Annotated in this window: 12 protein-coding genes; 4 read left to right on the forward strand and 8 right to left on the reverse strand. The window is 72.1% G+C overall.

Annotated elements, in window-relative coordinates; translation table 11 throughout:
* The first annotated feature begins 16 nt into the window (after nt 1–16).
* Nucleotides 17–1,738, forward strand: coding sequence for an ABC transporter ATP-binding protein (locus ACFY1E_RS11645; RefSeq protein ID WP_389074245.1), 1,722 nt, complete (start codon nt 17–19; stop codon nt 1,736–1,738).
* A complete protein-coding gene (locus ACFY1E_RS11650) occupies nt 1,735–3,705 on the forward strand; it encodes an ATP-binding cassette domain-containing protein (RefSeq protein WP_389074247.1) in 1,971 nt (656 codons plus the stop codon). Before ACFY1E_RS11645 ends, ACFY1E_RS11650 begins: the two co-directional genes overlap by 4 nt.
* 23 nt (nt 3,706–3,728) lie before the next feature.
* Here ACFY1E_RS11650 and ACFY1E_RS11655 read toward each other — a convergent pair whose 3' ends face one another.
* A complete protein-coding gene (locus tag ACFY1E_RS11655) occupies nt 3,729–4,343 on the reverse strand; it encodes a response regulator transcription factor (protein ID WP_389074250.1) in 615 nt (204 codons plus the stop codon).
* 205 nt (nt 4,344–4,548) lie between these two features.
* Here ACFY1E_RS11655 and ACFY1E_RS11660 point away from each other — a divergent pair, with 205 nt between their 5' ends.
* Together ACFY1E_RS11660 and ACFY1E_RS11665 are read left to right on the forward strand one after the other, a co-directional pair.
* A complete protein-coding gene (locus ACFY1E_RS11660; RefSeq protein ID WP_389074252.1) occupies nt 4,549–5,607 on the forward strand; it encodes a nitrous oxide reductase family maturation protein NosD in 1,059 nt (352 codons plus the stop codon).
* Between the two features lie 47 nt (nt 5,608–5,654).
* A complete protein-coding gene (locus ACFY1E_RS11665; RefSeq protein WP_389074254.1) occupies nt 5,655–6,683 on the forward strand; it encodes a methyltransferase in 1,029 nt (342 codons plus the stop codon).
* Between the two features lie 73 nt (nt 6,684–6,756).
* On the opposite strand, the gene ACFY1E_RS11670 is transcribed toward ACFY1E_RS11665, so the two are convergent.
* The 7 genes from ACFY1E_RS11670 to ACFY1E_RS11700 all read right to left on the reverse strand — a co-directional run bounded on the left by ACFY1E_RS11670 (nt 6,757) and on the right by ACFY1E_RS11700 (nt 12,009).
* Complete coding sequence (locus ACFY1E_RS11670; RefSeq protein ID WP_389074256.1) at nt 6,757–7,089, reverse strand: TcmI family type II polyketide cyclase; 333 nt, start codon at nt 7,087–7,089, stop codon at nt 6,757–6,759.
* Nucleotides 7,090–7,111: 22 nt separating this feature from the next.
* Nucleotides 7,112–7,591 (reverse strand): SRPBCC family protein, encoded by a 480-nt coding sequence (locus tag ACFY1E_RS11675; protein ID WP_389074259.1) that lies wholly within the window; start codon nt 7,589–7,591, stop codon nt 7,112–7,114.
* Between the two features lies 1 nt (nt 7,592).
* Complete coding sequence (locus ACFY1E_RS11680) at nt 7,593–7,847, reverse strand: acyl carrier protein (RefSeq protein ID WP_344398922.1); 255 nt, start codon at nt 7,845–7,847, stop codon at nt 7,593–7,595.
* Nucleotides 7,848–7,876: 29 nt separating this feature from the next.
* The gene (locus ACFY1E_RS11685; protein WP_389074261.1) at nt 7,877–9,130 is read right to left on the reverse strand and encodes a beta-ketoacyl synthase N-terminal-like domain-containing protein; all 1,254 of its coding nucleotides are present in this window, start codon (nt 9,128–9,130) and stop codon (nt 7,877–7,879) included.
* Nucleotides 9,127–10,395, reverse strand: coding sequence for a beta-ketoacyl-[acyl-carrier-protein] synthase family protein (locus ACFY1E_RS11690; RefSeq protein WP_389074263.1), 1,269 nt, complete (start codon nt 10,393–10,395; stop codon nt 9,127–9,129). The genes ACFY1E_RS11685 and ACFY1E_RS11690 overlap by 4 nt, the downstream gene beginning before the upstream one ends.
* Nucleotides 10,392–10,799: a cupin domain-containing protein gene (locus tag ACFY1E_RS11695; protein ID WP_351462928.1), complete on the reverse strand. Its 408-nt coding sequence runs from the start codon at nt 10,797–10,799 to the stop codon at nt 10,392–10,394. Before ACFY1E_RS11695 ends, ACFY1E_RS11690 begins: the two co-directional genes overlap by 4 nt.
* A 67-nt stretch (nt 10,800–10,866) precedes the next feature.
* Nucleotides 10,867–12,009 (reverse strand): SchA/CurD-like domain-containing protein, encoded by a 1,143-nt coding sequence (locus tag ACFY1E_RS11700; protein ID WP_389074266.1) that lies wholly within the window; start codon nt 12,007–12,009, stop codon nt 10,867–10,869.
* Nucleotides 12,010–12,084 lie beyond the last annotated feature (75 nt).

Consider the following 12,084-nt stretch of genomic DNA (forward strand, 5'->3'; position numbering starts at 1 on the left):
AAGACGGGAGCAGCCGGTGGACCGACGTGCGGCGGACCGACTGCTGCTGACGGCGGTCCGGCGGGGCGGCACCTGGGGCACTGTCCTGGCCGCCACATCCCTTGTGCTCGCCGGGGTCTACGTCGTCCTGCCCGCCGTCATGGGCCGCACGGTCGACGCCGTGCTGGGGCGCGGTGACGCCGGCCTGTGGCTGACCCTGTCCGTCGTGGCCGTCACGCTCCTCGTGGTGTGTGACGCCGCGGACGACTACGCGGGCGGCGTCGCCAACTCCCGCTCCACGGCATGGCTCCGGCACACCCTGCTGGGGCACGTCCTCGACATGGGGCCCCGTGCCACCCGCCGTCACACCCCCGGCGATCTGGTGACGCGCCTGGTGAGCAACACCGCCAGGACGGGCAGCGCTCCCTCGGGCCTGGTGTGGGCGGTGACCGAAGTGCTGCCCCCGGTCGGGGCGGTGGTGGCCCTGGCCCTCATCGACCCCTGGCTGTGCCTGACGTTCCTCGCCGGGCTGCCGCTCGTCGTCCTGGTGGTGCGCGCCTTCGTCCGTGACGTCTCCGACGTCAACGACCGCTACTTCGCCACGCAGGGCCGTATCGCCGCACGCCTGGTCGACGCCCTCACCGGCATCCGCTCCATCACCGCCGCCGGGACCACGGCCCGGGAGGCCGGGCGGATCCTGCAGCCGCTGCCGGAACTGCACCGCCACGGCATGGGGATGTGGCGGGCGTACGCCCGGGTCTCCGCGCGGGACGCGGCGGTCGTCCCCCTGCTGGAGGTCGCCGTGCTGGCGGTGGCCGGACTGGAGCTCGCCCGGGGCCGCATCACACCGGGCCAGACGCTTGCCGCGAGCGAGTACGTGCTGCTGGCCACGGGGGTGAGTTCGCTGGTGGCCTCGGCGCACCGGCTCGCCTTCGCGCGCGCCACGGCGGGGCGGGTCGCCGAGGTGCTGGCCGAACCCCCAGTGGTGTACGGCGACGCGCCACTGCCGGACGGGGACGGCGGCCGGCTGGAGTTCCGCCGGGTGACCGTCCGCGCGCCGGGGGGCGGCACGGTGCTGGACCGGGTCGACCTGGCCCCGCCCCCCGGCCTGCTGACGGCCGTCGTGGGGCGTTCGGGATCCGGCAAGTCGCTGCTCGCCGCGCTGGCCGGGCGGCTGGCCGACCCGGACGAGGGCGAGGTGCTGCTCGACGGGGTGCCCTTGCGTGAGGTGGAGCGCGCGGCGCTGCGGCGGGCCGTGGCGTACGGCTTCGACCGGCCGGTGCTGCTGGGCGAGACGTACGCCGACGCGATCGCCTTCGGGTCCCGCGCCCCCACGCAGGCCGAGGTGCTGGCGGGGGCGACCGCCGCGCGCGCCGACGCCTTCCTCCAGACCCTGCCCGAGGGGTACGGCACCCGGCCGGCCATGGCCCCGCTGTCCGGCGGGGAGACCCAACGCGTCGGCCTGGCGCGTGCGTTCGTCCAGGCCGGCCCGGTCGGCCGTCTCCTGGTGCTCGACGACGTGACGGCCGGTCTCGACACCGTCACCGAGCACCACATCGGCAAGGTGCTCACCGGGTCCGGGCGGCTCGCCCGCCGTACCCGGCTCGTGGTGACCCACCGGGCGTCGACGGCGGCCCGCGCGGACCACGTCGTCTGGCTGGAGGCGGGCCGCGTCCGCGGCCGGGGCACCCACCGTGAGCTCTGGGCGGACCCGGAGTACCGGGCCGTGTTCCGGCCGCCCGACGGGGGGCCGCGATGAACCGGGCGGCCCACGGACTGCTTCGCTCCGCCCTCCGCTCCCGGCGCCGGGAGTTCGCAGGGCTCGCCGGCTGGTCGCTGGTGCAGGCGGTGCCCGCGCTGCTGTCCGGCTGGCTGGTCGCCCGGGCCGTCGACGACGGCTTCCTCGCCGGCCGCAGTACCGAGGGCCTCGGCTGGCTGGCGCTGCTGGCCTGCACGGTCCTGCTCGGCGCCTGGGGCACCCGGCAGGCCATGCTCCGGCTCGCCGACGTCGTCGAACCGTTCCGCGACGACCTGGTCGCCCTCGTCACCACGGGCACGCTGCAACGCTCCACCCGCCTCACCGGGCCGGCCGACACGGCGGGCGTCGCGCGGCTGACCGAACAGGTCGAGATCGCCCGCGAGTCGTACGGGGCGATCGTGATGTTCGTGCAGACCTTCTCGGTCACCGCGGTGAGCGTGCTGCTCGGGCTGGTCGTGCTCGATCCCGCCCTCCTGCTGTTCGTGCTGCCGCCCCTCGCGGCCGGGCTCGCGCTGTTCCTGCTGGCCCTGCGCGCGATGGCCGCCCGGCAGCGGGCTGTCGTGCTGGCCGACGAGGCCATCGCCGAGCAGGTGGGCGCGGTGGCAGACGGACTGCGGGACGTCACGGCCTGCGGTGCCGAGGACGTCGTACGGGCCCGGGTCGGCGCCCGCATCGACGCCGCGGCGGACGCGGCGCGCGCCCTGGCCCGGCTCACCGCCGTGCGGAGCGCCGCCCTGGGCGTCGGCGGCTGGCTCCCGATCGTGCTGATCCTCGCCGGAACCCCGTGGCTGGTCCACGGCGGGATGACGACGGGCGCCGTCCTCGGCGCCCTGACCTACGTCTCCCAGTCCCTGCAGCCTGCCCTACGGGGCTTCGTCCAGGGCCTCGGCGGCAGCGGCCTGTGGCTCCTGGTCACCCTCACCCGAATCCTGGAAGCATCCACGGAGCCGCGCGACGCCCCACCGACTGCCGACGCTTCGGGAAGCGGCAGCCCCACCGACAGCTTCCGAGGGACGCTGACGGGCGGGCCCGGGGGGCCAGGAACCCCCGGAAGAGACACCGAACCGGACACCGCCCACGGCCCCGGAAAGCGCATGACTGCCGACCAGATCCCCACTGCTGACGGATCTGCACCACACAGGACCGCCGGGCTCTCCTCCAGGATGGCGCTGGGCGGGGCCGAACGGCCGCAGCCCCGCGACGGCCGGGTCGAGTTGTGCGGGGTCACCTTTGGATACGCCCGTTCCGCCGAGCCGGTCGTCCGGGATCTCGACCTTGTACTCGCGCCTGGCACGCATCTGACCGTCGTGGGCCCCAGCGGGGCGGGCAAGTCGACGCTGGCCTCGCTGATCGCCGGGGTGCTCGAACCGCGGGCCGGCCTGATCCGGCTGGGCGGTGTGCCGGTGCGGGAGCTGGACCGGGGACGGCTGTCCCGGTGCCGTGTGCTGATTCCGCAGGAGGCGTACGTGTTCGCCGGCACCCTGCGCGAGAATCTCGCCTACCTCGAGCCCGCGGCCACCGAGTCCGAGCTGGACGCGGCGGTCCGCGCCATCGGTGCGCAGACGCTTGTCCGGCGCCTCGGCGGCTATGGCGCGACCGTGGATCCTGCCGTGCTCTCGGCGGGTGAGCGGCAGCTGATCGCCCTGGTCCGGGCCCTGCTGCCGCCGACCCGGCTGGTCCTGCTGGACGAGGCCACCTGTCACCTCGACCCGGCGGCCGAGGCGGTCGCCGAACGGGCCTTCGCCAGCCGCCCGGCCACGCTGATCGTCTGCGCCCACCGGATCAGCTCCGCGCTGCGCGCCGACCTCGTCCTCGTCATGGACGGCTCCCACTGCCGCCTCGGCACGCACGACCGACTGATGACGGACTGCGCCCTCTACCGCGACCTGATCGGCCACTGGGACGAGCGAGAAGGTACACAGCGACCGGCCGACGCCGGCGAACTCGCCCGCCGTGAACGGGCGTGAGCCGGACGGGCGCCGCGGACCGGTTACAGCCAGCCCGACTGCCGGGCGATGCGGATCGCGTCGATGCGGTTGCGTGCGCCGGTCTTCCGGGAGACCGCGTTGAGATGGTTGCGGACCGTTCCCACCGACAGCGACAGCCGTTCCGCGATCTCCCGCGTCGGAGTGCCGTCCGCCGCCAGCCGCAGCACCTCGAGCTCCCTGGGGGTCAGCGGGCTCCGGGCCGAGGAGAGCGCCAGCAGCGCCAGCTCCGGGTCGACGAACCGTCCGCCCGCCGCCACCTTGCGCACGCCCTCCGTCAGAAAGTTGCTGGGGCTGTTCCTGCCGATGAGTCCCGCGACGGGCTGGGCCAGCGCCTGGCGCAGATACTCGGGCGTCGCCGTACCGGCCACCAGCAGGATCCTGCACTCCGGAAGCCGCTCGCTCAGCTCCTGCGAGGTACCGAGCGCCCCGTCCTCGACGGCATCTCCGTCACAGTCGATGACGACGACATCGGGCCGGTACGACAGCGCCCGTGTGAGGGCCTGCCCGCACCCCGGTGCCGCTGCGACCACCTCGATGTCCTCCTCACGTGTCAGCAGGGCAGCCAGTGCCCCGCGCACCAGGTCGGTCTCCTCGACGAGAAGAACACGGATCAACATCGCTCCCGCCCGGCCCGCAGCGGCCTGCTCACGCGACACGCCCCGGACACTCCGAAGGCGCCGTACGAAGTATCTCCGGTTATCGCCCTATTTGACGGATGCCGCCCCGCCCCGGGCCCGCGCCAGGCACAGGGCGCCCGCAGGACACGCCGCCGAATGGTCCATTCTGCAGGTAAACGTCCTATCTGGTCATAGCGTTCGCGATATGAAGAAATACCGCATTACGTACATGATGTGCACCGCCGTGGTGGTCGGAACCGGGCTGGGTGCCGCTCCGCCGGCCGCCCGTCATGCGTTCCATGTGGTCATGCCGGGCCAGTCGATCCAGAAGGCGGTGGACGCCTCGAAGCCCGGAGACACCGTGCTCGTGGCCCCCGGCACGTTCCACGAGAGCATCAAGGTGACCACGCCCGGGCTGACCCTGCGCGGCATGGGGCGAGCCACAGTGATCGAGCCGAGCCGGAAGAAGGCCGCCAACAGCTGTGCCGAGGGCGGCAACGGCATCTGTGTCCTGGGCACGAAGGACCGTGACGTCAAGGGCGTCACCATCGCCTCGCTGACCGTCACGGGCTTTGCCAGGACCGGGGTGTTCGCCATGGCGACCGACCGGCTGACCGTGCGGAATGTGACCACGGCGCGCAACGGCGTGTGGGGCATCGCCCAGGAGCGCTCGGTCCGCTCGCTGATCCAGGACAACAGCGCCCTGGACAACGGCGACGCGGGCGTCTTCCTCGCCAACACGATCAATGAGGAGGCAGGCGCCACGGACACCGGTGGAACACTGATCGACCACAACCGGCTGGAGGGCAACCGGATCGGCCTGACGGTCCGGCGGCTGCGCAACCTCACCGTCGCCCGTAACCGCGCGACCGCCAACTGCGTGGCGGTGTTCGTCGTCGGCGACGAGAACAAGCCGAAGGCCGGCGCGCTGACCGTCCGCGACAACCTCCTCGTACGCAACAACAAGTCGTGCCCCAAGACGACACGGCTGGACGCCCTGCAGGGCTCAGGCATCGTCCTGACCGGCGCCGAGGACACCCTGGTGACCCGGAACGTGGTCAGGGACAACGTCGGCAACTCGCCGCTGTCGGGCGGCATCGTCCTGTTCAAGAGCTTTGTGGGCGTCACCAGCGACCGCAACCGGATCACCGACAACGTGGTCGAGGGCAACTCCCCGGCGGACCTCATCAACACCGACCACGGCACGGGCAACACCTTCGAACACAACGCCTGCCGGGCCTCCCAGCCCGCGGGAATGTGCTGACCGCAGGTCATGGCCCGCCTGCGGGCCCAGAAGGAAGGAAGCGGCACATGACGACCGCACAGACAGCCCCGCCGCCGTCCATGCGGCTGAGGGAGCTAGCGTTCGCGGCGGCATGTGCCGCCGCCCTCCGGGCGGCCGCCCGGCTGGGAGTCCCCGACGCCCTCGGTGACACTCCCATGACCGCGGAGGACCTGGCGGCCGCCGTGAAGGCCGAGGCCCGCCCACTACGACGGCTGCTGCGCACCCTTTCCTGCTACGGCGTCTTCGCCGAGCTGCCGGACGGGACCTTCGCCCACACCGATGTCTCCCGGCTGCTGCGCGAGGACGATCCGAACAGTCTGCGCGCCATCTCGCTGTGGTGCACCGAGCCATGGACCTGGGACGCCTGGCCGAGGCTCGACGAGGCGGTGCGCACCGGGCGCAATGTCGTCGAGGACCTGTACGGCAAGGAGTTCTTCCCCTACCTGAACGAGGACGCCCCGGAGTCCGCCGATGTCTTCAACCGGGCCATGACCACCTCCAGCGTGCAGTCGGCGCGGGACGTCGCCGAGTTCCTCGACCTGTCGGGGAGTTCGTCGGTCGCCGACCTCGGCGGCGGCCAGGGGCACGTGCTGGTGAGCCTGCTGGACAAGTACCCCTCGCTGCACGGCAGTCTGCTCGACCTTCCGCGGGTGGTGGAGAACGCGCTGCCGAGGCTGCGGCCGGGCGGCGACCTCGCGGACCGCGCCTGCGTGGTGCCCGGCGACGTCCGGGTGTCCGTGCCGGTCGCGGCGGACGTCTACATCATCAAGAACATCCTGGAGTGGGACGACGACAGCACCGCCCGGACGCTGCGCAACGTCCGTGCGGCGGGCGGCGCGGGGGCCCGGGTCGTGGTCATCGAGAACCTCGTCGACGACTCGCCCTCGATGCGGTTCAGCACCGCGATGGACCTGCTGCTCCTCCTCAACGTCGGCGGGGCGAAGCACACCACCGACAGCATGGTCGCCCGGCTGACCGAGGCGGGGCTGGTCATCGACGACATCCGCCCCGTCAACCCCTATCTGCACGCGTTCGACTGTCACGTCCCGGGCTGAACGGCCCCCTGAAGACCACCGGTCGCCGGGCCCGCGGCGCTGCGGGCCCGGCGACCGGTGAGGTCACGGCGGGTCAGCCGGCCGGGTCGCGCTCCCAGAGGTAGAAGCGCTGCGCCATGGCGTCCTTCGGGGAGCGCCAGGTCTGGGGGTCGTACGCGCTGACGTACGCGGACAGCCGCTCGCTGACGTACCGGAACTCGGGGTGCTCGGTCACCTTGGCGATGGCAGGGCCGGGTTCCCGCTCGGACTCGATGAGGTGCATGTACACGTCGCCGAACTGGAAGAGGCTGCGCCGGACCACCCCGACGAGGTGCGGCAGCTCTCCCCGGTCGGACTCCGCGAACACCTTGGCGATGTCCGGGGCCGATCCCGGGGCCATGCGGGCGACGATCAGTGCTTGGTGCATGGGGGCTGGTTCTCCGTCCGGTTCAGTCGGTCAGACCCGGAGTGGCACCGCGCTCGGCGGCGACCTTCTCGATGCGGTCCCGGATGAGCCCCATCTGGACCTTGGAGTTCCGGTTGATGTTGTCGGTCATCCAGGCGTCGTCGACCGGTGCTTCCGGTTTCATGGCGAAGTCCTGCGTCCACACCATGCGGGTGCCGCCCGGCACTTCCTCGTACCGCCAGAGGATGTCCATGTGGTCGAAGGGTCCCGTCTCGACCCGGCGTGCCCTGACGGTGAGCGTGTCGCGGTCCGGTTCGCGTTCGGAGACCCAGCTCCACACGGTGCCGTTCTCGTCGGGGTGCATGGTCAGCCGGAAGGTGGTCTTGCGTCCCTCCCGGGCCAGGACTTCGACGGAGGCGTACTCGGTGAACAGCCGCGGCCAGTTCTCCAGGTCGTTGGTCATCTCCCAGACCAGGTCCACCGGCGCCGCGATGGTGATCTCGTTCTGCGTGTGTCCGGTCATCTCACGCTCCTGTCATGAGGGCACTGTTGACGAGATCGAGGAACTGCCGGGGGGTCTTGGAGCGTTCGGCGTCGGCCGGCATCGGTGTGCCGTAGCGGTTCTCCAGTTCGCCCACGATGCCCAGCAGGCCCAGCGAGTCGACGCCGAGGGTGTCGAAGCCGGGGTTGTGCAGCCCGAGTTCCTCGGGGGTGACGGTGACACCGGCGGACTTCTTCATGAGTTCGGCCAGCTCTTCGACGGTTATTCGGTCGGACATGCGGTTCTCCTCTACTGCTCTTCGGCGCCTCAGGACGAGGCGCCGGTGGCGCCGTGCCGCAGCACCAGCGCCGAGTTCGACCCCATGAGGCCCCGGCTCAGGACCAGCGCCGTGCGCGGCTGGGCGGCGCGGGCCCGGCCGGTCACGAGGTCGAGTTCGTGGCAGATGTCGTAGACGTTGGGGGTGGGCGGGATCAGCCCGTGCTCCATGGCGAGCACCGCCGCCGCCACGTCGAGCACCGCTGCCGCGCCGTACCCGCGTCCGATGCCGGTCTTCGGTGCGGTGACGGGCACACGGGTGCCGTGCGCGCCGAGCGCGTCGACGATCGCGAGGGCCTCGGCGCGGTCCGCCTCCGGCACGCCGAGGGCGTCGGCGAAGACCACGTCGATCTCCTCGGGGGCGCAGCCGGCTTCGGCCAGGGCGCCCCGTACGGCATGGGCGAGGCCTTCGCGGGACTGCTCCCAGCGGGAGGCACCGGTGAAGGTGGCCGCGTGTCCGGCGAGCACCGCCTGCACGCGCGCGCCCCGCGCCAGGGCCGTCTCCTCGTCCTCCACGACGAACATGGCGCCGCCCTCGGCGGGGACGAACCCGCAGGCCGCGGAGGTGAAGGGGCGGTAGGCGCGGGCCGGGTCGGCCTCGGTGCTGAGCTCCGGGTAGCCGAGCTGGCAGACGACGGAGTACGGGGCGAGCGGCGCCTCGGTCGATCCGGTCACGATCACGTCGGTGCCGCGCCGCACCGCCCGCGCCGCGTGCGCGAGGGCGTCCAGGCCGCCGGCCTCGTCGCCGGCGACGACCGAGCAGGGGCCCTTGAAGCCGTAGCGGATGGAAATCTGGCCGGTGCTGGCGGCGTAGAACCAGGCGATGGACTGGTAGGGGCCGACGAACCGGCTGCCCTTTCCCCACAGTTGCTGCAGCTCCCGCTGCCCGAACTCGCCGCCGCCGGAACCGGCCGCGGTGACCACGCCCACGGAGAACGGGGAGCCGTCGGTCGCGGACCGGCCGAGCCGGGCGTCGTCCAGTGCGAGGTCGGCGGCGGCCATGGCGAAGTGGGTGAACCGGTCGGTCTGGACGAGGAAGCGTTCCTCGACGGCGGTGGACGGGTCGAAGTCGCGGACCTCGCCCGCCACCCGCAGCGGCAGATGCGTGCAGCCCTCGCGGGTGACCCGGTCGAGGACGCTGATGCCCTCCTTGACGGACTTCCAGAAGGTTTCGGTGCCGGCTCCGTTGGGCGCGACGACGCCGATTCCGGTGATGGCCGCCCGCCGTATGTGCGGTTCGCTCATCGTGTCTTCTCCCTCGGCCGGGTCAGGACCACCGCGGACTGGAAGCCGCCGAACCCGCTGCCCACCGAGAGCACACTGTCGAGTTTCCATTCGCGTGCGATGCGCGGGACGTAGTCCAGGTCGCACTCGGGGTCCGGGGTCTGGTAGTTGGCGGTCGGCGGGACGACCTGGTGGGCCAACGCCAGGACGCAGGCGACGAGTTCGATGGCGCCGATCGCGCCGAGGGAGTGGCCCACCATGGACTTGATGGAGCTCATCGGGGTGTCGTAGGCGTGCGGGCCGAGGGCCCGTTTCACCGCGGCGGTCTCGTGGCGGTCGTTCTGCTGGGTGCCCGAGCCGTGCGCGTTGACGTAGTCGATCGCCGTGCCGTCCAGCCGGGCGTGGTCGAGGGCGGCCTCGATGGCCTTCGCCATCTCCACGCCCTCACGGGTGAGTCCGGTCATGTGGTAGGCGTTGCCGAAGGTGGCGTAGCCGGCGAGTTCGCAGTACACGTGCGCACCGCGGGCCCGGGCGTGCTCCAGCTCCTCCAGGACGAGCACGGCGCCGCCCTCGCCCATGACGAACCCGTCACGGTCGGCGTCGAAGGGGCGCGAGGCGTGCGCGGGGTCGTCGTTGTTCGGCGACGTCGCCTTGATCGCGTCGAAGCAGGCCATGGTGATCGGGGAGATCGGCGAGTCCGAGGCGCCGGCGATGCACACGTCGGCGCGGCCCTCCTCGACGGTGTGGAAGGCGTATCCGACGGCGTCGAGCCCCGAGGTGCAGCCCGTGGAGACGGTCTGCACCGGGCCGCGCGCCCCGAACCGCTCGGCCACCGTGGAGGCGAGGGTGCTGGGCGCGAACGCGCGGTGCAGATACGGGCCGGCCTGCTGCGGGTCCACGTCCCAGCGCTGCCCGTGATGGCTGACCAGCACATAGTCGTGCTCCAGCCGGGTGGTGCCGCCGACCGCGGTGCCCAGCGAGACCCCCACCCGCCAGGGGTTCTCCCGCTCGGGCTCCAGGCCGGCGTCACGTATCGCCTCCGCCGCGGCGGCCAGGGCGAACTGTATGTAGCGGTCGCACCGTGCGGTCTGCTCCGCGTCGAGACCGTGTGCCGCCGGGTCGAAGTCGCACTCGGCGGCTATCCGGGAGCGCAGGCCGGCCGGGTCGAAGAAGGTGATGCCCCGCGTCGCCGTGCGCCCGGCGGCCAGGAGGTCCCAGAACGCCGGTATGCCGATGCCGCCGGGTGCGACGACGCCTATGCCGGTGACCGCCACCCGGCGTGTCATGACCGGACCTCCGCGGTATCGCTCTCCTCGGTGTCGACGTGGCCGAGCGGCGGGCTCGGGGCCAGCGGGCCGAGGTGGAAGACGATGCGGGCCTCGACGTTGCCGACGTTGCGGAAGCGGTGCCGCATGTGCATGGGGATCATGAGGCCCTGTTCGGGCCGCAGCGGCTGGGGGACGCCGTCGAGGTCCACCTCCAGGTCCCCGCACACGACGTACACGAACTCCTCGGAGTACGGGTGGTAGTGCTCCCCGATGCGCTCGCCGGGCTGGACGATGGCGACGCCCATGAAACCGCTGGTGGAGCCGACCGTGGCGGGGGTGAGCATGGCACGCAGATCGCCGCCTCGCCGACGGTTGGGCTCGACCTCGCTGAGATCCACGATTCTGGGACGGGATGTGATCACGGCGTTCCTCCGATCAGGTCCTGCATCGACGTGGGGGCTGTGGCCGCCACGGCCGGCTGAGGGCAGCTCAGGCCTCGGGCGAGCGGCGGTCGGTGACGAGGTCCATGCGGGCGAGGCCGATGCAGCGTTCGAGCTCGCCGTGCCGGGGCGCGGACGCGGCGATGCGGAAGGTGGTCAGCTCGGCCAGCTGCCCGGGGTCCTGGAGGCCGAGGGCAACGGCGGGGTCGGCGGCCGCCAGTCCGCCGCGTACGTCGATCAGCCGTACGACGACGTCGTCGCGCTGGAAGATGGTGCTGCGCAGGATCGGGCTGCGCGGGTCGTCCGCCGCGGTCTCGTCCTGCCGGGCCAGCGCCTCGGCCAGGCGCATGCCGCAGCCGGGCCGGACCGGATAGGACAGGGCGTGCCGCTCCTCCTGCGTGTCCTGCTGTTCCAGCGTCACGTGGTGGACGGCGGGCAGTGCGGCCCGGGTGAAGAAGACGCGGGCGGACTCGGGGTCGTCGAGGTCCCGGTCCTGCTCCAGGTACGGGTTGATGGCCTCCTCGACGGCACGCACCTCGGGCTGCCGGGCGACATGGCGCAGTGCGGCGAGCAGGTCACCGCGTACCTCGATGGCCCGTACCACCCGGTTGCCGTGCATGAACAGCGAGGTGCGGCACAGCCGGGTGGAGTCGTCGACCTTCGGCTCGGGTGAGGCGTAGTCGGCGAGGATCTTCGCGACCTTCTCCTCGCTGCCCGGTGTGACGGTGAAGGTCAGCGCGTGCCGGATCAGGCCGTCGCCGATCCTGGGCGCCGCCTGGAGCCGGCGCTTGCCGTGCTCGGCGTGGGGGGCAGGGCTGCCGGTCTCGCGGACGATGTGGAAGCGCAGCGACCTGGTGTCGCGGACACAGCTGTGCAGCGGCTCCACCATCCGCACATGTTCCTCGCTGTTGACCCAGGCAAGGAACGGCGGGGCGCTCTCCCACTCGCTGGTGATGAGCCACTGGGAGGGGTTCTCGATGGACTGGCACAGCTGGTCGCTGACATGTCCGGGGACGGAGGCGACCTGGTTGCACAGGAGCTCGTACGCCTCCAGGAACTGCTGCTGGGCTCCGTCGTAGACGTCCACCAGCAGGACGACCCGGAGTCTGGAGCCGTCGAACACGGACTGGGAGACCCGGGGCGACACCTGTCGGGCCGGCGGACCGGAAACACGTTCGGACGTGGTCGTCATCCTGCGCACATCTCCTTCGCGGGGCGGAAGCGACGTCGGCCGCGTTCGGCGGCGTCGACATTCCTCGATCGTGTG

The organism is Streptomyces sp. NPDC001604, assembly GCF_042893475.1.
Classification (GTDB): Bacteria; Actinomycetota; Actinomycetes; order Streptomycetales; family Streptomycetaceae; genus Streptomyces.